Annotated in this window: 21 protein-coding genes, 1 tRNA gene and 3 pseudogenes; 9 read left to right on the forward strand and 16 right to left on the reverse strand. The window is 44.2% G+C overall.

All coding sequences use genetic code 11. The annotated features are described in order from the left end of the window. Positions 1–46: 46 nt before the first annotated feature. Both MIC7113_RS28285 and MIC7113_RS33915 read left to right on the forward strand, forming a co-directional pair. Positions 47–1,408 carry an ABC transporter substrate-binding protein gene (locus tag MIC7113_RS28285; protein WP_015185621.1) on the forward strand — a complete coding sequence of 454 codons (1,362 nt, stop codon included), beginning with the start codon at positions 47–49 and terminating at the stop codon, positions 1,406–1,408. A gap of 123 nt (positions 1,409–1,531) precedes the next feature. After that, positions 1,532–2,119, forward strand: coding sequence for a glycine-rich domain-containing protein (locus tag MIC7113_RS33915; RefSeq protein WP_015185622.1), 588 nt, complete (start codon positions 1,532–1,534; stop codon positions 2,117–2,119). Between the two features lie 113 nt (positions 2,120–2,232). On the opposite strand, the gene MIC7113_RS28295 is transcribed toward MIC7113_RS33915, so the two are convergent. The 5 genes from MIC7113_RS28295 to MIC7113_RS28315 all read right to left on the reverse strand — a co-directional run bounded on the left by MIC7113_RS28295 (position 2,233) and on the right by MIC7113_RS28315 (position 8,742). Beyond that, positions 2,233–3,747: a glycosyltransferase gene (locus MIC7113_RS28295; protein ID WP_015185623.1), complete on the reverse strand. Its 1,515-nt coding sequence runs from the start codon at positions 3,745–3,747 to the stop codon at positions 2,233–2,235. A 234-nt stretch (positions 3,748–3,981) separates the two neighbouring features. Beyond that, positions 3,982–4,980, reverse strand: coding sequence for an AEC family transporter (locus tag MIC7113_RS28300; RefSeq protein WP_015185624.1), 999 nt, complete (start codon positions 4,978–4,980; stop codon positions 3,982–3,984). A 394-nt stretch (positions 4,981–5,374) separates the two neighbouring features. Beyond that, positions 5,375–5,815, reverse strand: a complete 441-nt coding sequence (locus tag MIC7113_RS28305; protein WP_015185625.1) for an Hsp20/alpha crystallin family protein — start codon at positions 5,813–5,815, stop codon at positions 5,375–5,377. Positions 5,816–5,962: 147 nt separating this feature from the next. Beyond that, positions 5,963–8,170 carry a pentapeptide repeat-containing protein gene (locus MIC7113_RS34315; protein WP_015185626.1) on the reverse strand — a complete coding sequence of 736 codons (2,208 nt, stop codon included), beginning with the start codon at positions 8,168–8,170 and terminating at the stop codon, positions 5,963–5,965. 230 nt (positions 8,171–8,400) lie between these two features. Next, positions 8,401–8,742 (reverse strand): DUF760 domain-containing protein, encoded by a 342-nt coding sequence (locus MIC7113_RS28315; RefSeq protein WP_015185627.1) that lies wholly within the window; start codon positions 8,740–8,742, stop codon positions 8,401–8,403. Between the two features lie 285 nt (positions 8,743–9,027). Between MIC7113_RS28315 and MIC7113_RS33925 the strand changes: the two genes are divergently transcribed. After that, on the forward strand, positions 9,028–9,807 hold the full coding sequence (locus MIC7113_RS33925) for a pentapeptide repeat-containing protein (protein WP_015185628.1): 780 nt from the start codon (positions 9,028–9,030) through the stop codon (positions 9,805–9,807). A gap of 386 nt (positions 9,808–10,193) precedes the next feature. On the opposite strand, the gene MIC7113_RS28335 is transcribed toward MIC7113_RS33925, so the two are convergent. The 4 genes and pseudogenes from MIC7113_RS28335 to cpdA form a co-directional block, all read right to left on the reverse strand. After that, on the reverse strand, positions 10,194–10,601 hold the full coding sequence (locus tag MIC7113_RS28335) for a hypothetical protein (protein ID WP_015185629.1): 408 nt from the start codon (positions 10,599–10,601) through the stop codon (positions 10,194–10,196). Positions 10,602–10,814: 213 nt separating this feature from the next. Next, positions 10,815–11,351: pseudogene (locus tag MIC7113_RS28340) on the reverse strand (ISL3 family transposase); the annotation flags it as partial. Between the two features lie 9 nt (positions 11,352–11,360). After that, positions 11,361–12,225 (reverse strand): annotated as a pseudogene (locus tag MIC7113_RS33930) (transposase). A 390-nt stretch (positions 12,226–12,615) separates the two neighbouring features. Next, positions 12,616–13,413: a 3',5'-cyclic-AMP phosphodiesterase gene (cpdA, locus tag MIC7113_RS28355; protein ID WP_015185630.1), complete on the reverse strand. Its 798-nt coding sequence runs from the start codon at positions 13,411–13,413 to the stop codon at positions 12,616–12,618. A 338-nt stretch (positions 13,414–13,751) separates the two neighbouring features. On the opposite strand from cpdA, the gene MIC7113_RS28360 reads away from it, so the two are divergent. The 6 genes from MIC7113_RS28360 (at position 13,752) to MIC7113_RS35605 (ending at position 17,516) form a co-directional block, all read left to right on the forward strand. Continuing rightward, positions 13,752–13,823 (forward strand) — tRNA-Cys (locus MIC7113_RS28360). Between the two features lie 196 nt (positions 13,824–14,019). After that, the gene (locus tag MIC7113_RS38350; RefSeq protein WP_041780252.1) at positions 14,020–14,430 is read left to right on the forward strand and encodes a helix-turn-helix domain-containing protein; all 411 of its coding nucleotides are present in this window, start codon (positions 14,020–14,022) and stop codon (positions 14,428–14,430) included. A 2-nt stretch (positions 14,431–14,432) separates the two neighbouring features. Further along, positions 14,433–14,930, forward strand: coding sequence for an HARBI1 family protein (locus MIC7113_RS38355; RefSeq protein ID WP_041779866.1), 498 nt, complete (start codon positions 14,433–14,435; stop codon positions 14,928–14,930). A gap of 156 nt (positions 14,931–15,086) precedes the next feature. Continuing rightward, a complete protein-coding gene (locus tag MIC7113_RS28375; protein ID WP_041780253.1) occupies positions 15,087–15,410 on the forward strand; it encodes a hypothetical protein in 324 nt (107 codons plus the stop codon). 159 nt (positions 15,411–15,569) lie between these two features. Further along, entirely contained in the window at positions 15,570–15,761 is a 192-nt protein-coding gene (locus tag MIC7113_RS28380) for a hypothetical protein (protein WP_155898110.1), read from the forward strand. Positions 15,762–16,074: 313 nt separating this feature from the next. Beyond that, positions 16,075–17,516 (forward strand): IS5 family transposase gene (locus MIC7113_RS35605; RefSeq protein WP_390463838.1). Its coding sequence is split into 2 segments (ribosomal slippage): positions 16,075–16,506 and positions 16,509–17,516, totalling 1,440 coding nucleotides; the frame shifts between segments, so codons are not numbered across the junction. 94 nt (positions 17,517–17,610) lie between these two features. Here the strand turns inward: MIC7113_RS35605 and MIC7113_RS28395 are convergent. The 7 genes and pseudogenes from MIC7113_RS28395 to MIC7113_RS28425 all read right to left on the reverse strand — a co-directional run bounded on the left by MIC7113_RS28395 (position 17,611) and on the right by MIC7113_RS28425 (position 25,585). After that, positions 17,611–19,239, reverse strand: a complete 1,629-nt coding sequence (locus MIC7113_RS28395; RefSeq protein ID WP_051055825.1) for an RNA-binding domain-containing protein — start codon at positions 19,237–19,239, stop codon at positions 17,611–17,613. A gap of 88 nt (positions 19,240–19,327) precedes the next feature. Beyond that, positions 19,328–20,732: pseudogene (locus MIC7113_RS28400) on the reverse strand (IS1634 family transposase). Positions 20,733–21,064: 332 nt separating this feature from the next. Then, positions 21,065–22,471, reverse strand: a complete 1,407-nt coding sequence (locus MIC7113_RS28405; RefSeq protein WP_015185632.1) for a restriction endonuclease subunit S — start codon at positions 22,469–22,471, stop codon at positions 21,065–21,067. Positions 22,472–22,484: 13 nt separating this feature from the next. After that, complete coding sequence (locus tag MIC7113_RS35610) at positions 22,485–23,327, reverse strand: type I restriction-modification enzyme R subunit C-terminal domain-containing protein (RefSeq protein ID WP_216596348.1); 843 nt, start codon at positions 23,325–23,327, stop codon at positions 22,485–22,487. A gap of 202 nt (positions 23,328–23,529) precedes the next feature. After that, complete coding sequence (locus MIC7113_RS28415; protein ID WP_015185633.1) at positions 23,530–23,934, reverse strand: hypothetical protein; 405 nt, start codon at positions 23,932–23,934, stop codon at positions 23,530–23,532. A gap of 73 nt (positions 23,935–24,007) precedes the next feature. Next, entirely contained in the window at positions 24,008–24,571 is a 564-nt protein-coding gene (locus MIC7113_RS28420; protein WP_015185634.1) for a TniQ family protein, read from the reverse strand. A gap of 42 nt (positions 24,572–24,613) precedes the next feature. Beyond that, positions 24,614–25,585, reverse strand: a complete 972-nt coding sequence (locus MIC7113_RS28425) for an ATP-binding protein (RefSeq protein ID WP_015185635.1) — start codon at positions 25,583–25,585, stop codon at positions 24,614–24,616. Between the last annotated feature and the right edge of the window lies 1 nt (position 25,586).

A 25,586-nucleotide genomic window follows, 5' to 3' on the forward strand; every position in this document is an offset into this window, starting at 1 on the left:
CCTCCGTTTCTCTCCAAATCGAACTGTAGAAAGAATCTAAACTATTATGGAAACCACAGAAGCCGTCAGAGTTAAAAAACGCCGAATTCCTCCCATTTTCTATATTCTGATGGTAGGATTAAGCTTAATTTCAGCTCCTCGATTTTTAGGTACTTTTAAAAGCGGGTCTAGGAGCGGAAGTATTGGCAATTATTTGCTAATTTCCGAAAAGGTAACTTCCGATAAAAAACAGGGAATTGAAGCCTTTGCTAAAGGAGATTACCAACAAGCGATCGCATCCTTTAAAAACTCCCTTCTCCAACAACCAAACGACCCGGAAACGCTCATCTACTTAAATAACGCCCAAGCCGGAAATGATGCCCTGAAGATAGCAGTAAGTGTACCCATTGGTAGCAACTTAAACGTAGCTCAAGAAATCCTGCGGGGGGTGGCTACAGCCCAGGCTGAAATTAACAAAAATGGCGGGATTAACGGACAGAAATTGCAAGTTCAGATTGTCAATGATGAAAATGACCCAAAAATTGCCCGAAAACTAGCTCAGGATTTAGTTAACGATCCACAAGTTCTTGGGGTTTTGGGACACAATTCCAGTGATGCCTCTCTCGCGGCTGCTCCGATCTATCAAAAAAAGGGATTGGTGATGATATCTGCCACCTCATCAGCCAATAATCTCTCTGGATTTGGTAGCTATATTTTTCGCACCGTTCCCGCAGCGAATGTAATGGCAGAAACTTTAGCCGACTATGCGATTAAAACGGCCCGCAAAACCAAAATTGCCTTTTGTTACGATTCCCAAACACAGAGCAATGTTTCGTTCAAAGATGAATTTTTGGCGGCGTTAGTAAGCAAGGGAGGGCAATTAGTACCAACCGTTTGTGACTTATCAGCTCCTAACTTTAACCCCTCTACGGCGGTGACTCAAGCTATTAACAGTGGTGCTGATGGGTTGTTTATTTCCAGCCACATTGATCGCATAGAATCTGCGATCGCGCTGGCAAAAGCCAATCAAGGCAAATTAGCTCTATTTAGCAGCCCCACATTATATACCGTCAAAACCTTACAAGCTGGGCAGCAGGACGTTAAGGGATTAGCCCTCGCCGCCCCTTGGCATCCCCAAGTTAACCCGTCTTTTGCACAAAAAATGACTCAACAGTGGCGCGGAAAAGTTAGCTGGCGCACTGCTACCGCCTATGATGCTACCCAAGCCATGATTGCAGGGTTGCAGCAAAGTCAAAACCGTGAAGGTTTACAGCAAGCGTTGCACAGTCAGGGGTTTAGCGTCCAGGGAGCCAGTGGTGCTGTCAGATTTGCTCCTAGTGGCGATCGCATCAGTCAGCCAGTCATTGTCCAAGTTCAGTCTAAGGGTGTTGATCACGACTTCGTGATGCTACCGACAACAGACCCCTGAACAGTTCAACCTATACCCTATACTTTCCTATCCAATAGGAATGAACTGAAAATCAGAGCCAAAAACTCTGCGTCTCTTTGCGAAAACCTCCGTGACCTCTGCGTTAAAAAACCAATTACTCCGATGCTAACGGATTCGATATCAGTTGGAAACCAAGTTTTGTCCTCGTCAGCTCAAACCTTCTTGCAAAAGCTAAAACAGCTTGACTTGGAGTCAATCGAAAAGCGACTCATGCAATCCGGGTGGACTCGCCAGCAAGCCACATTGGCGATTAACCGCTACAAAATGTTCTTATCTGTAGCCTATCTGCATCCCCACATTCCGCTAGTCCCGTCTCAAGAAATCGATCGGGTCTGGCATTACCACATTTTGCATACACGCAAGTATTATCAGGATTGTCAGATGCTGTTCGGTCGTTTCCTTCACCATGAACCTGATGTAGAGTACTGGCATCAGCCAAACCCAGTTTCGCTGAATACCGCTTTTGCTCAAACCACAGCACTCCTGGTGCAGTACTTCGGTAACACAGCGTTAGGAGATGCCCGCTTGGAGCAACCTGACAGCCTCTTAATTTCAGAAAACTTGCCTCAACAACAGCCATTATCTGAAAACGGTGACTTCCACCTGCATCCTAGTGCCTGTGGCAGACCGACAAGCCGCCTACTGGAAACATCCGACTTGAGACCAGCCACAAATTGCCCAAACCTTTGAAATCAATAGATTTTAAGCGGCTACGTCGCTAAATTTAACCTAAAACTAGGAAAAGAACTTCCCGCCAAAGAAACCCGCGCCATACCATCTCAGTGGTTGGCGCTAGGACTCCATCAGGAAGCCAAGGTTAGACCTGTGGCAGGTGTGGCAGAGGGAACATTAACCTGAGACACCTCAGTTCCCCAAGGACTAGGCAGTTGCGCCGACCACAGCCGTTCGTCCAGAAGCGACTGCGCCAGTAAGCGGCGGTAAAGGTTACTCAACTCAATGGCTACCCCACTCCAGCTAAAATTCTGACGCACTCGAACAGACGCTTGCTCTTTGAGTTGGGTTGCCCACAATTCATCGGTTAAGATGCGATCGATCGCCGCTGCAAAGGCCGCCTTATCCTGAGCAGGAACAAGCAACCCGGTTTCCTCCGGTATCACCGTGAACTTCAATCCTCCAACATCTGAGGCCACCACAGGCGTACCACAAGCCATTGCCTCGATCGCCACCAACCCAAACGGCTCATAATGGCTGGGAATCACACAAACATCGGCGGCGGCGTAGTAAAGGGGCAGCACATCGTGACCCAAACGCCCGGAAAACAGCGTTTGTTGGGTCAGCCCAACCTCCTGTACAATTTTCTCAATTCGTTGGCGTTCTTGTCCATCTCCCAGTTCGGCATCGCTGCCGCCAGCCATCACCAAGCGAACATTGCCTTTGACTCTCGCCTGGGACATCGCCACTGCACGCACCAGCGTTTCAATGCCTTTGCAAGGGTCAAATCGTCCCACATACAGAATAATCTGCTCGGTTGGATCAAGTCCTAACTGCTCTCTAGCCTCCATTTTCGGGATGATGCGGAAATTCTCCAAGTCAGTCCCACAAGGAACCATTTCGATGCAACCCTGCTCAGAAACCAGGGATTGCAAGGTTTCCCGCTCTTGAGGACTCGTCGCCACCACACAACTGGCTTGCTCCAAAATCTGCCGTTCAACCGCCAACCGTATCTGCTGCATGGGCGATCGCGCAGCCAGCGCTTTGTATTTGACGGCTCCCAGTGAATGATAGGTGTGAATTAGTTGAATATTGCTTTCGGCTTGTAGTTGCAAGCCAACCCAAGCGGAAAGCCAGTAATTCGTATGAACTAAGGGATAATTCGTGCCTTCTTTACTCTGAAATTTTTGGAAGGCCTCCACAAATTGGGGCATGTATTCAAACAACTCCTGTCGCGCAATGAAGGCTTGAGGTCCGGCAACCAAGCGAATCGTGCGACAGTGGGGGGAATGCTGCACAATTGGCTCATCGTCTGGATGAGTTTTGCGGGTGAATATATCCACCTGCCACCCTAATTTCGCCAAAGCTTCGCCCACTTGGCGCACGTAAACATTTTGACCCCCAGCTTCTTGTGCCCCCACTTCAGTCGCGGCATCGCCATGAGCCAAAATCAGAGCAATAGGCTGCCTGCCAGGAATCGCTGGACGGGTAGAGTGGAAAGGTGAGGCGCTACTCTGCGCTTGATTTAAGCCAACAGATGCAGGAGAGTCCTGATTTTTTTTCAACATTAAAGAATTTTCCTCTTGCTGTGCGATCGCCTTGTGCGATGCCTCTTCGGTAATCGGCTGCCCATCCAGATGTGACATACTTTTTCTCTCCTACACGAGGAATTCATGATTCCAATGTTTTAACCCGCTTGCACTCCATTCCGCCAGGGTAGAAAAAGGTGGATACTCTATGCTCCACTTCACGTTTATACTCTCATCCGATTTCGGAAGTGACCGTCTATACTTTGTCTTGCTCCAGTCAACATACAAATTAGAAACGTCAAGGAAAAGAATAAAAATCCCTGTCCCCTAACCCCTGAGTTGTATTTTTACTTAGCCAAAGCACACCAGCCACACAGGTAGCATCAGCAGCAATCCCACAAAACTCAAGGCAATACTACTCGCTAGTAATTCCCGGTCTAGCTCATAAACTTCTGCTAATATCAGCACCGAAAGTCCCGTGGGCGTTCCCGACATGAGCACTAGTGTTAGACGAGAGTCGCCAGTTAATCCGAAATAAGTAGCACCTAATCCTACGAGCATCGGTACGATGACAACTTTTAACAACGTTGGCATCCAGGCTCGTTTCAAACTTCGCCATCCATGCACAGACCCCAGTCGCAGACCAACCAACAATAAAGCAAAGGCAATCACGACCCAGACGGCTTGCTCTAATCCTGTTTCCAGACTAGAAGGTAGTTCTATATTTCGAGTACTAAAGCCAATGATAAAAGCCCATAGGGTCGGAACCGTCAGCACATCTCGCAACTGAATCCACCAATGATTTTTGCTGTCACTACGACCAAAATAACTGGCAATAAACACAGCAATGCCATAGTTGCCCACAACATTACTAGTAACGCTAAATAACACAGGCCAGCTAATATTTTCCGTACCAAAGAGAACCTGTGTCAGTGCCAAACCAATAAACCCTGTATTGCCTAACATGGAAGCCAGGATGAAACTTCCAAGACTTGCCCGCCCCAGCTTGTTAATATTAGAAAATGAGAAATCAAGCAGGGAATTTTTTGGGCTTTCTGGAGATGACTCGGTGGTGTTTCCACGGCTTAACCCTGGCAATCCCCACCAACTCAACAGGGCTAAGCCCATACTCAGCAGCAATACTCCGACTGCTACCAAAGGAATCAATTCCCCCCCATGGGATAACTCTGTCTGCCGCCCTAAAACAAGAAGTTGTAGTGGCACTCCCACCCAATAAAGCGCAAGACCGAGTAGCTTGGGAAAACGTTCTGGAATAAACCGAAAGAGTACGAACCCTAACCCTGACCAGAAGATCAGAGGGGCGTAGGCGTGGAACAAAGAGTCAATCATAGACGGTAGAATGGCAATCTTGTCTAGGTGAAATTAGGCCGTGAACGCCATGTAGTTTACGGAACAATTTTTGCCATTCGCATCAATTCCAAGGGGGTGCAACTGTTTCCAGGGTAGCAAGGACACTAGAACTAGCTTTCTACCCAGAAGGATTAGATGCACTTCGCGTTCCGCTCACCCTCATCTTGACTTGAAATCAGCTTTAGAGGCAAGTCTTCTGCAAGAGATAGAAAAATGAACCCCTCTCCTGGGTAAGGGGAGGGGTTCTTGGTATGGATGGAAGAGATCCTCATGAACGGTAGCTCACTACCCAGGATGAAAATAGAATAGGAAACCATTGGGTGCCGTTTCAGCCTCTATTTTCAAGAAGGGTTTATTCCATCGTCACTGAAGATTAACCGATGTTTACTTTGACAACTTTAGTCTTTTCGTCTTCAGCTTTCGGTAGAGTCAGACTCAGGATGCCATCTTTGTATTCGGCTTGCACTTGATCATTTTGAATTCGAGTCGATAACGGAATCACTCGCCGAAACTGACCATAGCGAAATTCAGTGCGCGTGACACCTTTTTCTTCAGTTTTGGTTTCTTCTTTTCGCTCACCGCTAATCGACAGAGAATCAGCCGTCACTTGCACATCCAAGTCTTTAGCTTCTATCCCAGGAACTTCTAGTTTTAGGTGGATCGCTTCAGGGGTTTCATGCAATTCCACTGGCGGGATAAAGGCAAGTCCTAAATTTTCCCCATCAGTAGTGTGTGTCAGGCTATCAAACAGACGGTTCATTTGCCGTTGTAGGGTGTCAACTTCCCGGAAGGGTTCCCAACGAATGAGTTGCATAGTTGTTACCTCCTAAGATTGACTTTTCGGTTGAAAGAGATAAATTATCAGGGTCTCTTTTTGACCTTTTTCTAATATTTAGGATATTTAAAATAACGGTCAACGGAAGTTCGGCTTTGTGATCAGAGGGTGTAGCAATTTCCGAACTCAATCTAGGGTGATTCGTTCGAGTCGTTCGCAAACCGTATTTTTGCCAGCCTCTACTTGCTCTTGACTGAGCTCAAAGAATTCGGAACTCTCTCCAAACTGAGCATGGCTAATATCGGCGCTGTTGAGATTGGTACTGAACAAGTTAGCACCTCTGAGATCAGCATCTCTCAAGTCAGCGCCACTGAGGTTGACGTGACGTAAAAGAGCATCGCTCAGATTGGTACCTCTGAGATTGCCACCAATCAACTCAGCATGACTCAAGTCTGTATCCCGCAAATTAGCACCCATCAAGCTAGCATGGCTCATTCTGACGTGACGCAGTAGCGCTCCCTGGAGATTGGCACCCCGCAGGTTTACCGACTCCAAATCAGCGCGGCTGAGATTGGCTTGAGTGAGTTTAGCACTGTGGAGGTTGGCATGGGCTAGATTAGCATTTTGCAGGTTAGCACCGCTCAAATTCGCCCCGCTCAAGTTAGCATTACTCAAGTCTGCATACTGGAGGTTAGCACCGCTCAAATTCGCCTGGTTGAGATTGGTATGGCTGAGGTCAGTATACTGAAGGTCTGCTTCTCGCAGGTCGGCACCACTTAAATTAGACGCATTGAGTGTTGCACGGTTCAGTATTGCATGGGTCAGATTTGCCTGATGTAAGTCAGCATGACGTAATTTGGTGGCGATCAGCCTCGCACTGCTTAAATTGGCATGATTCATATCCGCCGCAATCAACTCTGCCTCATTAAGAATGGCAAAACTCATGTTGGCGTTACTCAGTTTAGCAAGACTCAGGTCAGCCTGAGTGAGATCGGTACCGCACAGATTAGCCTCACGCATATCAGCCGCGCTCAGGTCGCTATGGCGTAAATCGGTATGGTTTAAGTCATTTCCTCGTAAGTCAGCTCCTTTGAATTGAGAAAAGACTCGGTAGCTATCTGAATCCCCAACAGGCTGATTATCGGAATGATTATCTCTTACTTTAACGAGGTTGTACTGAACATTTTCCGTATAAATAGCCATTACGAGGTTAAAAATTTCCAAGAAATTAATAAACCACTGGCATTCCTTTTCGGGATAGTTTTCGTAATAGCGAATCAGTTTGGCAATGCAAACTTCTAGATAAGTCCGAACATATTGGCAAATCAAAATAGTTTTGAGTAGAATGACCACGAGAGTCAGCGTATTGCCTTGGGTCGTCAACAAAATGAATAGGTAAGAAGGCTCTTCACCATCTTCTGTGGTTAACCATTCAATGATTTGCCGACAGGTTCTTAGCAAAAGGTCAACATTTAAGCTATCTTGATTATGAGATTCATAAAGGTTATCGAGTTTTTCATACAGCTTAGTTGGGAGAGATTCTGATAAGCCTTTCTGGTGAATGCTAACCCCTAAATATCTCTTTAATCTGTATTTAAATCTAAGATAATTTAGTTCCCTGGTTTGCTGTAAAAAAATATGAGCTTGGTTGGTATAATCAAATAAGGTGGTTCGAGTAATAACTTTTTTGATTAAACGAATCACTCCCTCTCCGAGCTTCGTAGGATTAGAGAGTTCTTGGTTTTGAGCTATGGGAGAATTACAGCGAGCGGTATACATTGCCAAATCAAATTTGAACTTTTCTTTCAACCGCTGAGAAAGATTTCGGGCAATTTCTCGCTGTTCTTTAGGATTCCGAGAATCTAGATATTGGGGTACTAATAAATAGGAGGTATAACGATGACTCCAATAGCCTCGATCTTGAGAGAGGTGAGGTGCAGCGAATAATTTTAGTTCTTGATAATCTTCTTGATCAACAAAATTAGTAATCCAGCTTTTGAGGCGCTTGAGGCTGGGTGAAAGAGGGGTTGGCGTTTCCTTGGCATCCGCTAAAATTTCAATTAATTCTTGTATAGATGCAAATTTTCTTTGGGAAGCCCAGTTATTAATTAAGATGTAACATGAGCGTTTTAAAGTATTTTTAAACTCTTCTTCGTCATTATTCAAAACAATTCGATAAAGAGCCTGCAATCCCTCTGAATTAATGCTACTGTCGCCAGAAATGAATAAATGTTTAAATTCGATAAGTACTGTTTCTGGGGGCTGGCTATTGACAAGACCTTTCAAAAATTTATAGATTAATTCCTGAGCCTGCTGGAGACTTTCCGGGTTTGACAAATTGGCCTCTGTAGACCGATCCAGTTCATCAGCATTTAGAAAGATGCGCCCTGTCATATCAAAAAATAGTTTCTGCCCAGTGTTGGTCAATTTTTGTGGTTTTCTCGGATTGGTAATTGAAGACGTAGTCTCAACTTTTATCCATGCTCCAAGTGCCAGTCCTAGGGTTTAACTTCTATCATACTAAGAAACTCGTGCCTAAAGATTTAAAAAAACTAAATAGAGAGCCAACGGGGTGAGCCTTACCCACCCTTAACAACTGAACTCCCGGATACTTCAAAGGCGTGCTATTTTTCTTTCTCGTTAGCTTCTGCTGCGCCTTGCCAAGACTTTTCAAAGACCATTCGCTGTTGAGCATTGTGCAAAAAATAGCCACTCATCATCGCAGACGACAGCAACCGACCAAGCTGTTCGCGACTTGTGGTGATTGTAACGCCAAAGTGCTCATGAGGTAAGTGTCCTAACATACTAACAAGATTGCGTTCCATCACCTGCACTACTTCTAAAGGAGGCTGGGAGAGTTGAGCAACTATCTCTGGGTGTAAAGATTGAACGTATTGCCATAGCAAGTTACTGCGTTCCTTTTCGCTGTCAAAGAGCTCGGAACCTGAATTTGACAGATTGTTCATGGTAGTAACCGCCAATTTGTAAAGTTGTTACGATTTCTATTCACTAATTTAGTAAAAGCAGACTTGCAACCCAGGGAGTACAACCGAACTGTCAGAAGACGGATTCTTCTACAATCCAGCGATCAAACGCGGATCGCAACTTAAGCCACGAATGGGGCGCGATCGCAAATTAAGTCCAAAGAATGAGGGACACTTGACTGATTAATGCTGACACTCGCTGAATAGAGAGACTAGGATCGCGGAAACCGTGCTTATTTTTACTCTCTATTTTACCGTGACTGCCTTATGAACCGCCCAGACTATCGAATCCCTTCAGATTACCGCATTTCTGAAGATAAAGCTGAGGAAGTTTTTACTCTTGCAGCTCAATTGTACGCTCAGCACAATCAGAGCTATTCTGTCAAAGAACTGATGGACGCTGGAACAGAGGCAAGAATTCCGCCAGAGTTTATTCAACAGGCGATCGATCAGCTTCAGATTCAGCATTCGCCCACCCCAAAACCCGTACCCATGGCGCAAAATAAAAAATACCTGATTGGTCTGGCGATCGGGTTACCACTCCTTGCCGCCATTGCTGGGATCGGATGGCTTCTTGCCAGGAATGCTGCCACCAATGCACAGGTTCAACCACCATCCCCACCTGTAGAGCAACCGATTACAAGCCAACCTCCACTGACTAACCCCAATCCGGTGGTGACTAATTTCAAATGTGCAGGTTTAACTCTTTCAGGACAGAATTTTAGTGGCAAGAATCTGAGTCAAGCCGATTGCACCAGAGCGAATTTGACTAATGCTAATTTGAGTAAGACCAATCTGCAAAGCTCTAACCTGAGTAAGGCTGATTTAAGCAACGCTAACTTGCAAGGTGCAGATCTCAGGGGAGCCAATTTAGCTGAAGCCGATTTAAGCAACGCCAATTTGAGTGGTGCGAACCTGGAAGGTGCCAACTTGAGCAAGACAGATTTGCGGGGGGCGAATCTGAATAATGCGAACATCAACAGAACCGATTTAACTGAAGCCAAGTTAGACGGTGCAAACGTCAACTTAAATGGCACTAAACAATAGAGTTAAGTCAAAGTCTGGAAAAGGGTGCAAGACTCGCTTCAAGTCCTGTGGACGCATGGTGCTGATGAAAAAGCTTTGAGTGGGGATGAACTGTTTCAAACACTTCAGAGAGCGATAAGCTGCGGCGCATCTAAATTGGATATGAAAATTTTTGAAAGGGGTGTGGGGTGTAGGGTGTGGGGTGTGAAGGTATACAAATTAAATGCGTAACAGCTTACATGGCAAGAGTCATCCCCGCTGGTTGACTGACAAAAGTGGGAAACAGAAGACGCAAGCTCAATGGTAATAAGGAATACAGACGATAAGCAACCCGTGATGAACATCAGGAATTGTTCGCGCTAATATGTCGCGAACAGAGTACCCACCTCCCTCTCGCTGTTACTCAGTTACTCACGGCGTGTCGATTGACCAGAATCTTCCTTTGTAGAATACAAGTCCGCCCAACTTTGTTTGAGAGAGTCAATAGCCCTTTGCAACTCATCAATTTGGACTCTTCTAGCTACCTGAATCACGCTATCGACGTGAGCACAACTACCAGCTTTTCCTAGATGTTTGTATCGAGAAGGCTTGTCCTTAGTAGGAAAAATCGGCTCGGTTGCCTGTAACTTGTAGTACCAGTAAGCTGCTCGTTTTCCTCGTGCTTGGTAACGAGCCACATAACATCCCTTGGGAGCGACTTCCCCCTCTTGCATAATTTGGCGAATTTTAGATTCGAGAGTTGTAATGGCTGCCTGTATTCGCTCAGCTCGGTCGGCTGTTTCCTGTTGTTTTTGATTGAGAGTAGGGACTGGCACAGTGGTTGCGCTCCTGCATAAAATAATACAGTTTCAGTTTAGTTCGCGACCATAAATCGCGAACAATTACCCAACCCAGCAATCGGCTCGGCTCTCCCGTATTTATGGTGATAAGTTTTTATAATATAATTCCAGAGATTCTTGACTTTTGTCTGGACTCGGAGCGATAGCGGAGAGTCTAGACAACTTCTGCAATATTTGCCTTCCCTGGATTCATGAATTTTGATAATCAAATAAACAAGCTAATAGTTTTTCCCGCAGAGAATCAAAATTTTTAAAGCCATAACTTTGACGAATAATTAACTTAATTTTGTTGTTGATTCCCTCCATCACCCCACTGGTTGTACGATTGATAAAGTAATGACAAATTTCCGGCAGATGAGCTTCCAGGGTATCGGCTGTCTTCCCTAAAATGATCCGGGCATAAGTCAGCCACTTTTGCATCCGTCTTAAGCCCATTTTTAAGCTGCTACTCGTTTCATAAATATCTCTTAATTCTTCTTTGAGTTCATAGGCAATCCTTAAGCAAGCCGACTGATTTAATAAGTGGTCTAGCTCAATTTTTTCTTCGAGGGTTAAGTCTTGACTATTCTTGAGAAGCAAACAACGATTTTTTCACCCTTTCAAGTTTAATAGGAGACGAATTTGATTCAGAGCTTTGTTAACTAATTGCATCACATGAAATCTGTCAATTACTGTGAGAGCATTAGGAAAAACCTCCTTGATAACTTTTTGAAATCCTCCCCACATATAGCAATCCTAAATGATTCGTGAACATGAGTTATACATAAAGATTTTCGGAAAATCGAAGACTTGATGATGAGTAATGAGTTCAAATAATCTCTTGACTGCCGCGAAGGATTTACATAAGTGGTAAAACTCTCTCACAAATCTTTTGGCATACAGCCAAATGTCTTCCACAGGATTTTGTTCTGGGTCATTGGGAGCAAACTGAATACAAGTAACTTTCCATTCGTTCTCATCAAGTCCTTGATTTACGGAATCTAAGTACGCTCTAAATTCAACCGAACGATGATAGCTGGCTCCATCCCTCTCTCAAGGCAATACGGCTTTGAGGATACTGCCTGAGTAAGTATTGCACGAAGGCAATCGCGCTCTGTGAATTCCCCTGTTTATAAGGCTTAACCCAAAATTCCTGTGTGTAATAGTTAAGCGCACCAAAATACGTCTGTCTTTGCCGCTCGTTGATTACGAGAACTTCAATTCGTTCTTTTGTATTACCCCAGACATAACCACAGATGTCCCCCCATAACAGAAGTTTGTAGTAGCTCTGGTTTGATTCATACACCACGCCAAAACTATCTTCGACGTGTTCCTTTAGTTCGTCTAAATGCCAGTAATTCTTTTGTTTGAGCCAGCTAATAACTGTTTGTTTTTGCACATCATTAAGATAACCTCTCGACCCTTGATGCTTAAGTCTCAATCCGACAATGCCCTGTGACAAAAACGCATATTTCCACTTATTGACAAATCCTACAGACACGCGCAAAATCTCTCCAATCTGAGCATGAGTGTAGTTTTGCATTACCATCTGCACAGCCAGCGCTCGTTTTAGTTCCCTGGAGTCTGGGTTTCCTTGAATGAAATCCATCAACTCTTCCATTGCTCAACAACGCCTCCTCCTGCTATGGCTTATTTAAGCATATCGATGAGTCTGAGTTTTCACAAATGATTTAGGATTGCTATATTTGCGGATTGGTTGGAATTGGGTGAAAACAGCTTTACTCAGAGGTTGGAAGTTGTTTGAGACTTTTTGTTTAACCGGCAATTTTGACCCCTCTCCAGCTATCGCTTCTCGAAAACAACATCAGCAAAGCCTCTATACTTTGGAGTTTCAAGTACGCTCCTTTGATTATGCTTGTTGAGTTTTGTCAGTCAACCAGGTCATCCCCGAATAGCTGATCAAGTGAATTTTCCATCTGTAGGGTGTGTTAACGGAGTGTAACGCACCCTACTTTAAGTGCATGTTTAATGGAGCAAAGACCCCTAATACTTAATAGCCGTTTGCGCCTGTATACAGTTCATAGGCGTATTTTACTCGTTCAACTTGGGTGTTGAAGGAGCCATCGGGATAGAGGTTGATTAAGCGAAATCCGGGGTTGGTGTTGTCCAAGGCAAAGTTGTCACTTTTGGGCATAAACTGAAAGCAAGTTGAGGGACAACCCAGGTAGTGAACACCGTGACGCGATCGCTCAAATTCCTGATGAATATGACCAAAGACGACCAAACGCACCTGTGGATGGCGATCAATAATGGCAAACAGCTCATCCGCATTCCTTAGGGAAAAGCGATCAAGCCAATCGGAATGGACTGAAAAGGGTGGATGATGGAAACTAATGAGAGTCGGTTGTTCAGGGTTCTGTTGTAACTGTAGTTCGAGCCAAGCTAAACTTTCGGGTGATAGCTGACCATAGACATGTCCTGAAACGGCTGAGCTTAGTAACAGAAACTGCCAGCCTCCGGCAGAGAAAGACTTTTTTGGGGAAATCGGAGCCTGATTGAACACTTGAGCAATTACTGAAGGTTGGTCATGGTTACCGGGTAGCCAGTAGGTTGGGATTCCTAAAGGTTTGAGCCTGTCTTGCAGATACTGATAAGATTCCGGTGTCCCATCTTGAGATAAGTCTCCCGTGAGCAGCAGGAGATTGGGTTGGGGTAACAATTTTTGCAATTGTTCGATAACGGCATGGAAAGACTTCGCTGTCGGAAGTCCTAAGAGTTCTTGGCTGGGATTGGCAAACAGGTGAATATCTGTAACTTGAGCAATTAGTAATGGAGAGGCTTGGGTCATATCAGGCTCAACGTAAAAGGAATCTGACTCACGACCTGAACATAGATATTCAGGAAATATCTGGCACCCAGATTGTAGTTGTCACTCAATCGAACAGGGTGTTTTTCGTGGCACATCTACATAGATGTGATCAGTAGCAATAATTTTAGGTGTATAGCAATGCAACAGTATTTCTACATAATTTATACATAATTTCTGATGGGTACCAGGATAATCTTATGACTGAGAGTTCACCGGGGATGATAAACTAGACTGGATGTGACTCAGTTGGTACCGATTTATTGCCACAGAGCTAGAAAAAACTAGCATCTGGTGATATAATAGAAAGCCAAGCTTACGGCGGCATAGCCAAGTGGTAAGGCAGAGGTCTGCAAAACCTCCATCCCCCAGTTCAAATCTGGGTGCCGCCTTTTTGTTGTACATTTGTCCATTAAAGAGTTATTTGTCAGTTTTAAAGACTTAATGTCCAAAACTGCGAGTTTTGGTCGTTTCAGGTTCTTACATTACTTCATCTCAACCAAAAATCAGTAGACATCTCCGAAATATAATTAAAAACCGAAAATAAAGTGGTAATATTATAATTTACTTTTTAATTTTTACAGTAAAATGAGTAATATACCAGAGTACCTTGAAAAAAATCAACAAGAAAGTAAACGATTAATTGGACTAGAGTACGAACAGTTACAGCAATTAATAGCTGCCGCTGAATTATTACATCAACAGAAAGATATCGAGATTGAGCAAAGAAAAGTAAGGATAAACAAGGCAGGAGGAGGTAGAAGACCAAAACTATCAGTCAAAGACCAAATAATATTAACTTTGGTATATCTACACCCGGAGCCAACATTCCAGATGCTAGGAGTCCAGTTCGGAGTTAGTGAATCAACAGCGAATGACATATTTCACTACTGGTCAGAGCTATTGAGGGAATTGCTGCCTGCTAGTCTGCTGGAACAAGTAAAAAAAATCCCGGTGAGTATAAATGGGTGCAAGAAATTCTCGCCGAGTTGGAGTTAATAGTGGATAGCTGTGAACAGCCAATACCGAGACCCAAGGACTATCAAGAACAAAAAAAGTTTTATTCAGGCAAAAAGAAAAACCATACTTTGAAAAATCAATTAATTGTCACACCAAATGGACAAGAGATTGTAGATGTTATAGTGGGAAAGCCAGGGCCGACTAGCGACATAAATATTTGGAGAGAAGGTCAATCCAAGTTAGCTCCAACACAAAAATTCAAAGGAGATAAAGGCTATATAGGAGAAGTCCAAATAGAAACTCCTCAAAAAAAGCCGAGAGCCAGGGAATTAAGCCAAGAAGAAAAACAAAAAAATCGAGAGAAAGCGAGTGAGAGAATATTTGTTGAACACGTAATTAGATTACTAAAGATTTTCCGTGTAGCCCAAGAAAGGTTTCGCCTAAGAGCCAAGAGTTATCAGAGAATAATTCTTCTAGTGTGTGGATTAGTCAGATTAAGGATTGGGACGTTATTTATAAATAGCTCAGTCTGCGACTAAATCGATAAACATTTTAGATAAAAAATAGATATATTTGGGATAATTATTGATTTGAATTAGCTGTAGCCCTAATAAAAACGTTGAAATGGTTCAAATTACCCGGCTGCGTTAAATACTTCAAAAGCAGTCAGAGACTGCTTTTGGCTATTTTCGGAGATGTCTAATAAGACTCCCCTGACGGCGAAGACAAATAAGTTGCTAGGGGGAAAGGCTCCATCGGAGTATCTGGCGAATTTGGAGGCGCAGGGGATGTCAAGACAGCGGATTGATGAGATTTTGCGATCGCATTTAATTGAGCCGGAGACATTGCGGAATGATGATTTTGAGGGGTTTTTTGAGGCGAGGACACAGGCGTTGTTGGCAATGATTGGTAAGGCGATGGGTAAGAGCTCGACGGTAGAGGCGTCTGAAGGGCTGGCAAATGGCAAGGCACAGCAAAATGGATTTTATTCTCACAATGGGATGGGGGAATTGAGCTAAATCCAGCTTTTAGTCTGGCGATAGCTCGTCCGATGCAGAACTGCAAAAACTCGGTCAACGACTTGTTAAACCAAATGGCGAAACGTGGGAGGAGGAAGAACTGGTGGATATTCGATTGGCTGAAGATTTGAAGCGGAGACAACAAAAAAGGTGATCGGGTTGACTGCACCAAGCGTGGATGTGATGCAGTTTGCCACTAAAGAGCGCTTTTTATGGGGCTATCCCAACTTTGACAACGTTAGCTGGATTAGCTCTGTGACAGACTCTCAGAGACTGGATCAAGCCTGTTTTCTGGGAGTGATACAGTTTTGTATGCCTGATAAGGGTGATTCGGTTGATCTGGGTATCTAAGTTCCAGCAAACCCTCCGTTAGTAAGAAGTCCAGATGATGAGTCCGAATAGTGTGTGTGCTACGGTTCAACAGTTCAGCCAAGGTCTTGAGTGGCAGATAACGTCCTGAACAAAGTTCTAGAATAACGCGCTGCACTAACTGCGGTTCTGCTCGTTTCGTTTCGCGAACAGGGGTAGCAACTTTCCATAACTGGGGTTTGCTGTAAAAACCGGAAACCCTTAGCTATAAATAGTTTGAGCGGTCTTGAAAGTTGTTCAGCTCCCAGGAAATCTGGTAGAATCCCACAAAATCCTTGTACCAAGAGCAGGGAAAATGTACAGAAAAGCTTCCTCAAGCCCGACCCCACCGGAAAACTTTGAGCTGCCCTTTGAGGGAAAGTTATCACAAGATAACCGTTGGGTAATCATGGCAAATCTGATACCCTGGGATGAATTTGAAGAGGAATACGCCAAAATTTTTTCTATTGATATGGGGGCACCTGCGCTGCCATTTCGGATGGCATTGGGTTCATTAATAATCAAAGAAAGATTAGGAATAAGCGATCGGGAAACAGTAGAACAAATAAAAGAAAACCCTTACTTACAATACTTTATAGGGAGAAAGCATTACAGCAACGAAGCCCCTTATGATGCCTCACTTTTGGTAAGATTTAGAGAAAGGATAAATGTTGATTTAGTAAATCAAATAAATCAAAGAATGGTAAAGAAGATTCAGGAAGAAACAGAGGAGGAATCTAAAAAAAAAGCTCACTCTCAGAAAGGCAAGAAACAAGAGAAAGCCCGAATCAAGGGAAATTAATTCTGGATGCTACCTGTGCGCCAGGAGATATCAGCTATCCCAATGACTTGGGTCTATTAAATCAAGCCAGAGTCAAAACGGAAAAGATAATAGATACTCTCTATAAGCCCCTAAAAGGGAGACTAAAGAAAAAGCCAAAAACTTATAGAAACCTCGCTCGGAAAGATTACTTGAAAGTCGCCAAAAAACGGAGATCGTCAAGAAAAGAGAGAAGAAAAGCTATAAAAAAACAACTGAAATATATAAAAAGAAATTTATCACACATTGACCAGCTCCTTCAGACAGGAGAAGCACTTGAGGGTTTGAGCATCTCTCAATATAAGAGCTTGCTGGTGGTGGCGGAAGTTTACCGTCAACAGCAATGGATGTATGAGAATAAAGCCCAGAGAATTGACGACAGAATAGTCAGTTTAAGTCAGCCCCATATCCGTCCAATTGTGAGAGGAAAAGCCGGAAAACCTGTAGAATTTGGAGCTAAACTAGCAGCAAGCGTCAGAGATGGATATGTCTTTTTAGACCGTATAAGCTGGGATAACTTTAATGAAGCCGGAGACTTAAAAGCCCAAATAGAAGCATTTAAACAGCACACAGGAGTCTATCCCGAATCAGTACATGTAGATAGAATTTATCGAAATCGCGAGAATCGAGCATTCTGTAAAGAAAGAGGGATTAGAATAAGTGGCCCCCCCTTAGGCAGACCTCCAGCTAATGTCAGCTCAGACAAAAAGAAACAAGCCTTAGACGACGAGAAGGTTCGCAATGCTATTGAAGGAAAATTTGGCATCTCAAAGCGAAGATTTAGCTTGAATCGCGTCATGGCTAAACTGCCTCATACTTCTCAAACGGCTATTGCTATCACTTTTTTAGTCATGAATCTTTCCACCCTGCTACGGCAGTTTTTTTGTCTTTTTTTGTGCAATACACAACATCACGCCTTTTTTCTCGATAACTATTAATTCGGCTTATGCTTGTGGGAATTAACAACAACAAAAGCTCATTATTATTCCAGGATTAAATAACTGATTAATCCATCGGTTGTTTTTCGCCGACTTATTCAGCAAGCCCTAACTGAAAATCTTCGCTATCCTCTAAACGAGGCTCGTTATGCTCGGAGTGAGGCTCGTTATGCTCAGAGGGTAGCGCCTTATGCTCGGAGCTAAATACCTTATGCTCGGAGCTAGAGGCATTATGCTCGGAGCCTGAGAGTAATGAAAACAAATCCGGTTGCTCTTGGTTTGGCAAATTGTAGTGAGTTCCGCGACCGCGACCAGATTGTTGTAACCAACCATTTCTCACAAGACGCTTGAGACATTCGCCTATTTCTCTAGGATGTTCCTGCCTATAACATTGAATGTCAGTATTAGTGATTTCTCCAAGTCGATGCGCTAGCACCAAGACAATCCGGTCTAGCTCAGTCAGGCTGCAATAAGAATCATTACCTACAATTTCCCTTAATTCTTTCTCAACATTTTCGGGAATCAAGCTGACCATTGGTAGAACAACTAATGTCATATCTAGGTCTAATTTTTCTGACACCAAGGGTCTAAACCATTGCTGTTCTCTCCAAGCGCGGAGAATCTTCTGAAAGCCAGAGCCTGCTTTTTCCCCCAGACCGAGCATTTGAAACATTCTTTGCAGATTAGGGTTGCGAGGATCGGTATAACCACCCTCGTAAAGGCGCTGAAGCGGGATTCTAAGGCGACCCGGATTAGAGAATAAAAAACCTTCTTTACGTTTGATAACTAAGATAGGGCGAGTAGATTGATGAAATGCATGAATAAGAGTGTTTACCAAAGCTTCACGTAAGGCTTCATGCACATGGGTTTCACCCTGACGTACAGCATCTTTGTCAAGTTTAAATGGAACATCTAGGTCATTAACTAGACGACCATAAACACGATAGTAAAAGTTGAAAAGATTAGGCTCCCATTTGCCGTCAAGCGTCAGTCGATACGTCCATCGTGTTTCTGGATTTTCAGACAACTGCTCCTGATAATCAAGCTGGTGGTGAGGAAGAGCATCTAGGAGACTGCGTTCCCGACCAAACATGAGCAGACCCGCTAGTGTCAGTCCTTCTGTACCTGTGCTGCGATTGCGACGCCAACCACCTAGCTGACAGAGCAGATTCCGATCATCTAGTGCCAGCCAAGGGTGATCGGGTTCCCTAGAACTAAACCGTTGACGAAAGGATTTCAGTGTCTCTGGGTCGAGGTCAGTCAAGTCAAACCCTTCTAAAATCTGAAAGTCTTGAGGGTCATTACTGGCATCCCGTAGCATCTGCTGCACTTCCTCTGGAGTGCAACGGTAATCTCCCTCATGATTACGCTTGTAGGTACCAGTCATGGGGTTATTGTTGATATACACAGGTCGCTGGGTACGTGTGGCTCTGGATACCCAAATAGTGACTAGGCTGTATCCATCAACTTTTACAACTTGCACATCAGAGTTAGAACAGATTGGGGCATTGAGCTTTTGTAGGTTGTTATGAATATCCCAGAAGTTTTTCTGTGCGCCATTGGGGTTGCGTACCCCAGAAATTACGAGCCTACCCTTACTCTCGCTTACACCGAGAACAATATAGCCTCCATCTGTATTGGCAAAGGCGGATACCGTTTCCCACAAATCTTTTGGTAATCCTCCATCGGCAGACTTGAACTCAATGTCTTGGTCTTCTCCGATGTCTAGACGTTGTAGTAACGGAAGTTCCCCTTTGACAAAAAACTACAACCTATGCTGTGAGAGAGGGAGAGACTCAACTCCTCGGCTGTTACTGGGTACAAATTAAGGAAACTTCTAACAAATCTAACGCTTTTTGTTGGAGTGGAGTCGGTTGAGTAATTTTCTCAAACATTAGAGAAGTCTCCAGACCACTAGACTGGAATTTATTTTTGACAATCGTTGCTAAATCAGTCATTAAAGTCCGAAAACTATGGACAGGAAGCTTTTCAGGTGTCTTTTTAGTCGCTGCCTTAGCGCGGGCTTTCTTTGAACGCTTAGATGGAGCAACAATTGAACTTTTTCCCTCCGGTTCAACTGTGACTTTTTCATCGTCAAACAGCAGTGGAGCTAAAGCTTTCCTCATGTGCCACTCCACATAATAAGCCAGCATACACAAGAAGACGTGAGCTTTGACGCGCTGTTCTAAACGGTGATAAATTGGACGTACTTTCAAATCGATAGTTTTATAACTGCGGAAAGCTTGTTCGACAGTAGAAAGGCTTTTATAGGTTCTCACCGTTTGAGCCGCATCTAAAGTCTCCGGTTTGACTGAAGTCCGAATAATATAGACTCCATCCAAAGCCGAATCATTGGCGATAGCCGCTTCATTCAATGAGTAAGAAAAACTTGTCTCAGTGATGGCAATATTAAAGTATTTCCCCACACATGTAGCATTGAGAACTCGCCCCACTCTCAGTCCAATCTGGTCGGCTCCTTTGAGGGCGCGTTTATCTCGTGAAGTGGCGATAACAATCTTATTGAGTTCCTGCTGTGTCGCCTGTAATAAAGCAATTCTAGTCAAAGACTTTTCTTGAGCAAGCATCGGGTTGCGACAAGCAATTAGCCGCTCACTGGGGTAATCAGAACAAGAAAATTCTACTAAGTCAGTTTCATCAAATAATGAGAGTTGAACAGCTTCTTGTTCAAGAAGTTTCCGAAGCTCCTTCGGATAGATGTCTTAGGGCTAACTCATTTTCGATTAATTCTTGTTTGGATACCAGCCAATCCATTGCTTCATACAATTCATCTTCATCGGCTTTTTCTAAGCCCAACAGTTCACTTAACGATGAATTGCACGTTTCGCTGTGCAATCCTCTCGCTGTGGCTAACTTGGAACGAGGGTCAAGGAGACGCGCCACGATCATCGCCAAAACTAGAGCTCGTTTTCTCGAATTTGAGGGTGAGATTAGATGGTGCAAAGACAGTTTTTTGATTGTTCCTAAAACCGCAGCTACATGACCATGAGGTAGACTTCTTTCTACAGAGAATGATTCGGAGAGATTTTCAATAGCTGCGCCGCCTTTGAGCACTATTCTCAAGTTATCAATGACAGTATCCGGTAATTTTGACAGGTTAGCTAAAGTTCTTTTACGGATTTTACCCCCTTCACGATAGGACTCTCGTAGGAGGACAGCGGGGGGTGAATTTCTGTTAGGGACTCGTTCAATATACATGGCTACTATTGTCCCAGAAATCTCCCCGCCAAAATCTTAAAAAATTCTTAAAAACATGGGTACGGCTTTCTGGGAGTAAATGGCTCTAGTTCCCGTCACTCAAGCTTTTTCTCCCTTTGTAGTTCATCTGTACGGGGGAACTTCCGTAGTAACGTTTCTACATCCATTCAATTGAAAAATAGGTGATAGACGCTCCAGGCAACAAAGATTGCCTTCTATCATTCTAGTTTCAGCCTCTGGTTGAGTGCTGGTTCCTTCTCCAAAGGGGAAGCTATTTTCGAGTTCAGAGCGTGTACTACCTCATCGTCCTACTCTATTCCTGGTATCGTTAGCTAGATGGGTTCTGTGTCTTGCTGTTTTGCTTTCGTGCCACCATACTCAGCAGCATCACCCATCGTCTGAGTAGCGGCTTTGGCTTCCGCTTCGGCTTGTGCCTGTTCTGCGCCAATCTGTTCTAATAAGAGGGATGCAGGCTCATCATTGGAGTCTTGAGGAGTCAGTTCACCTCGAAAAGCACGATGCAGCAGGGTTTGAAATAAATGCTCTGCTTGGCGAGCGCCTTCCCGTTGTTGGGTGCGGATGCGTTCAAATTTCTGGACGATTTGGGCAAATTTTTCTTGGAGGGGGAGGGGGGGAATGGGAACAATACACTGTTTTACGATACCCGTACTAATAGTGTTTAATCCACTCGTAGTATTGCTTGAGGTATGAAAGTATTTTTGACCACCTGAATTATTTATATAGTGACTGAGATAGGCACTATTGACAATTTTAAGATTCACACGAACACGAATCAAATGGTTTTGATGTACACAATCTTTTATAGAGCCATCCCAGACTGCACACCTTCCAATCTCCGCAGCATTTCCGTGTCCTTCAACAATCAAGATGTCATCTTTTTGAAGCTTGACACGTATAAATTCTTCTTTTGTTAAACCTATTATTTTTATTTCTGATAAATCTAGTTTGTTTCTATAAACATTGGCGACTCGGAGATAGGGTAACTTAAGTTCAAGATTATCTCTTTTCTGACTTAGTTGAAGTCCACCCTGTACTTCACTGATTTCATCTAATAATTTTGTTTTCCATCCTTTCGGATTAGCGATTGGGTCGCCGAACATCTCCAAAAAGACGGATCGCAGGTAGGTGTCGCTGAGTTGTAGGGCGTAGCGTCGGGTGCGTCGGAGTCTGTCGGCTTTTTGTGCGATCGCAGCAATCCGCTTTTGTTCCGCTAACGGCGGCAAAGGAATTTCTACGTCCTTTAGCTTGGTCAGGCTAAGAAATGTACGAACAGTATCGGTAATTTCTTGCTTGAGTTGTGATTGAACAATATCGCTATTTAGACAAATTTCAAGGTATTTTGCGTTTACTTGACTTAAGTCAGGTGTAATTTTATTGAAATTTTGAGACATGATTGCTCGTGGAAGAGATTCAGGAATTTGAAAAGCAAGCCCTGAAGCTCCAACCGCTACAACAACGACATCCCCTGGCTTAACTTCGCTTCGCGCCAGCTCTTTAGCCTTTTCTTCACTAATAAATTTCAAATCCTCTAAGCTCAACTGACCATCAGATATATTCAGTCCTCTTAATACAGGTACTCCTGTATTTTGGTAATGTGCCGATGTCAGGTTTGAACCGAAAGGACCACTGGAAAGTGCATAATGAGATTTATCGGCGATTTCCTCCAACTTGACCCATCGCCATCCATTGGGTAACTTATTTGCTTTGGCTATCGACATACTGCAAATAATCTCACTCTGACTTCACGCATTGCATGATTTCTTGCATTTCCGTCGTCATAATATGCTCTAACTTCAATAACCGCTCCATCGTCACCTGTGGTGACTCATAAAACGGCTCATCCTGCTCAATTTGACGGTAACGACTCGCTGAAAGGTCGTATTTATTCGCCTTCACCTGCGCCTTTGTCACCCAAAACTGGCGATTCAATTGATTGATTTCCGCTTGCAGGGGTGCCATTTGCTCGTGCAGTTGTGCTAATTGTTGCCTATCTGCTTCCAAAGCGAGGCGAGTTGGCTCATCATCGGCAGGTGCAACAGCATTCTCAAATGTCAGGCGATTGATTTCCTTGAGCAGCTTCAACCGTTCAGCCTTCATCGGTGCAACTTCAGATTCTAACTCACTCAACTGACGCTGGCTAATAAACTCCTCAAAATTCCGCCTCACCACCTCCTGATAATCTGGCAGTGCCTCAATCTCCATCAACTCCCGCAAAAACGCCAGCAAACTATTCACCTTCAAATTAAACGCCTTGCGAATATTCGACTCCGATAACTGCACATTCCCCCCACCCAACTCTTGCCGCAGCGTTCTCTCCAACGCCACCAGTTGCAAATCCGTCACCGCTTCCCCATTCCGAATTGCCGCAATCGTCGGGTGATTTTCCACAATCTCCAACACCTTCCCCTCAACCCGCTGGCGGTATTCCTCAATATAAACTTGCTCTCCCCCCTCACCCAACGTGATATAACCACTGGTAGCAATCCGGTCTGCCAAGTCAATCTCAACAAACGAACTGGGACGCTGACGCCGATTCTTCATCTGACTTGCCAAATCCGCAATAACCCGATTCAACTATTTCTTTTCTAGTATTCGCTTCGTTGCGAGACATTCAATACTTCCGAGAACTGGCTAGAGCGATCGCGTTACTCTCTTAGTGTTCCCACTAACTGAGCATAAATCACTGCTAACTAGTTTGGCATTGCACTTGATTTTTTGCAGGCAATATGCATACCTATTCTCTGTCTAAACCTATGGAGAGAGAACGATGCCCCACTCATTCGCCAATGAGCTTTTCATCAATGTCCCTTGCTAGTTCTTTAACGGTGTTAGCCCACTGCCAACTTTTATCGCCTCCCATCAGAAGCCAGCGAATCCAGTCAACAGAAGGATACTGTTGATTGCCCCACCCTGGCTTTTCCTGATCTATTTCGGCATTTTCAAAAAAATCCAGTATCTCATCAATATCTTGGAACGTGATTCGCTTGCCATCTGCAAGGGCTTGAGGCAACCTTAATTTTTCGCTCCCTCCATATCGCTCATAGAGACTAAGACCTAACTTCGCCGGACTTTGCACTGAAACTGGCGCAATCACGCTATGTTCTCCCTCCTGGCGGCTGGCAAGCAGGATAGACAAGGATAGGGCTGCAATTTGGATGGGAATGATACTAGATGCAAGCATTTTCAGTTGCCAGGATGGAGGACACGAAAAGCAGTAAGCAAATTTGTTGTAGTACACTCACTATAAAACTAGGCTAGACGCTTTTCGAGTCAGACCTAATGCCTAATCGCTTAGCCCTTTTTTCCTTTGCTATGATTTGCCGTTTTTTCATGGAAGTAAACTTCATGCCACAGCGTTGACAGTTGCCATCTTTCCACTCTGATGGCAGTGGGAATTTCTCATCACAGGCAGGGCATCGTGATATCAGTGGTAATTGATGTTTCTCACAGTATTCGGTTGATTGGAACTGCCAATGAATGCGGTGATAGGGAGCTTCACGATAACATACTGCACATAGGCGAGTTGAGCAAGTCACCATTAGCACACCCTTTGGCGGACACAAGGCTTCAAGCTTACTGACTTCTACACCAATCAGCTTAGCCATTGCCTCCAATTCTTTCTGAGTCGGGCGCGGATTAAACCGAAACTTCTCCCATCGAGATAGAGCCGTCCCAATCCCTGCTTTTCTGCTCAAACTTCCCGGAGCGGATATATTCACAATTTCCTGACGGCGAAAGCGTCCGAAGTAGTGGCTGATGCTTTCTCCTTCAAACGGCTCAAGATACCAGGGTGGATGTTGGGGGGCTTCAGTTTCCATTTCTTGAACCTACGAATACTTTCAATAAACGGAAGTTTTGAATTAAACCTGTTTAAGCTTGGATATCGGTTGAAATTGAATGCCTAATGCTTGGGATATATTTTGAGAGTTAATTTGAGCCTTAGGATGGTCAAGCTTCCAAATAGCAATCTCCCGAAGATTTTCATATAAGGGTCTGAGCTGACCTTGAGAAGCCTCGTGCAGCAGCGCAACGATCTCAGGATTAGAGGCCAAGTTCAATGGCTTTGACCACTTTAACCCTGATTTTTCCCACTCTCCGATTACAGTCGCTGTATCCTGCCTAGACAGTAGATTAAAGGGGTGATACTTCAAAAATGTATTATGTATATTGATGTATCTTTTCTTTTTATTAGAGTTTGGATCGAGAATATCGTTTAAGTAAGGAGGACCTGTCAAAATCACCGAAATCTTCAGTTTTTCCGAAATTCTTACAAGCTCATTAAAAGCTGCAAATGATAATAACTCTGCCTGATTGACAATCAAGATTTTGACCCCATACCCATTAAGGGTTCCCCATGTCCGCGCACGCAAATCTCGTAGGGGTCTACAATCAAAAGGATTGGAAAGAAACTCCAGAATCAGGAGAAATAAATCGGTAGGGCTGCCATGTTGTTCCATCTCAATATAGGCAACTGGGGCAGGAAGCTGTAAAAAATCACCTCGACGCTTTACACGTTGCTTCGTGTAGTAATCTAACGCTTTTGATAAACCCAACCGATCAAAGGTAGTGACACGGGCACAGATTTTGAGGTCACGCCAGTAATCCAGGCGCTCAAATAAATTCTGATCTCGTTGCACTCCTACATACGTATCAATCCGACCAATTCGCTCAACCTCGGCTTGTTGTTCAGGCGATCGACTTGGTTGCAGCCCAGGCTGCTGGATAGCTACATTCGCCTGAGTATTGCCAGCCCTTTGAGCATCCACTTTTTGCTGGGGCGAGTGGCGCGGTTCCTCCTCCGATGGCTGGATGGCTGTGTTGGATTTGCTCATC

The sequence above is a fragment of the Allocoleopsis franciscana PCC 7113 genome (assembly GCF_000317515.1).
Lineage (GTDB): Bacteria > Cyanobacteriota > Cyanobacteriia > Cyanobacteriales > Coleofasciculaceae > Allocoleopsis > Allocoleopsis franciscana.

What these genes read in the sequence shown, in the direction of transcription:
- MIC7113_RS28285 (WP_015185621.1), top strand. Translation starts at nt 47, where the DNA reads ATGGAAACCACAGAAGCCGTCAGAGTTAAAAAACGCCGAATTCCTCCC.
- MIC7113_RS33915 (WP_015185622.1), top strand. Translation starts at nt 1,532, where the DNA reads ATGCTAACGGATTCGATATCAGTTGGAAACCAAGTTTTGTCCTCGTCA.
- MIC7113_RS28295 (WP_015185623.1), bottom strand. Translation starts at nt 3,747, where the DNA reads ATGTCACATCTGGATGGGCAGCCGATTACCGAAGAGGCATCGCACAAG.
- MIC7113_RS28300 (WP_015185624.1), bottom strand. Translation starts at nt 4,980, where the DNA reads ATGATTGACTCTTTGTTCCACGCCTACGCCCCTCTGATCTTCTGGTCA.
- MIC7113_RS28305 (WP_015185625.1), bottom strand. Translation starts at nt 5,815, where the DNA reads ATGCAACTCATTCGTTGGGAACCCTTCCGGGAAGTTGACACCCTACAA.
- MIC7113_RS34315 (WP_015185626.1), bottom strand. Translation starts at nt 8,170, where the DNA reads ATGACAGGGCGCATCTTTCTAAATGCTGATGAACTGGATCGGTCTACA.
- MIC7113_RS28315 (WP_015185627.1), bottom strand. Translation starts at nt 8,742, where the DNA reads ATGAACAATCTGTCAAATTCAGGTTCCGAGCTCTTTGACAGCGAAAAG.
- MIC7113_RS33925 (WP_015185628.1), top strand. Translation starts at nt 9,028, where the DNA reads ATGAACCGCCCAGACTATCGAATCCCTTCAGATTACCGCATTTCTGAA.
- cpdA (WP_015185630.1), bottom strand. Translation starts at nt 13,413, where the DNA reads ATGACCCAAGCCTCTCCATTACTAATTGCTCAAGTTACAGATATTCAC.
- MIC7113_RS38350 (WP_041780252.1), top strand. Translation starts at nt 14,020, where the DNA reads ATGAGTAATATACCAGAGTACCTTGAAAAAAATCAACAAGAAAGTAAA.
- MIC7113_RS28375 (WP_041780253.1), top strand. Translation starts at nt 15,087, where the DNA reads ATGTCTAATAAGACTCCCCTGACGGCGAAGACAAATAAGTTGCTAGGG.
- MIC7113_RS28405 (WP_015185632.1), bottom strand. Translation starts at nt 22,471, where the DNA reads ATGTCGATAGCCAAAGCAAATAAGTTACCCAATGGATGGCGATGGGTC.
- MIC7113_RS28415 (WP_015185633.1), bottom strand. Translation starts at nt 23,934, where the DNA reads ATGCTTGCATCTAGTATCATTCCCATCCAAATTGCAGCCCTATCCTTG.
- MIC7113_RS28420 (WP_015185634.1), bottom strand. Translation starts at nt 24,571, where the DNA reads ATGGAAACTGAAGCCCCCCAACATCCACCCTGGTATCTTGAGCCGTTT.
- MIC7113_RS28425 (WP_015185635.1), bottom strand. Translation starts at nt 25,585, where the DNA reads ATGAGCAAATCCAACACAGCCATCCAGCCATCGGAGGAGGAACCGCGC.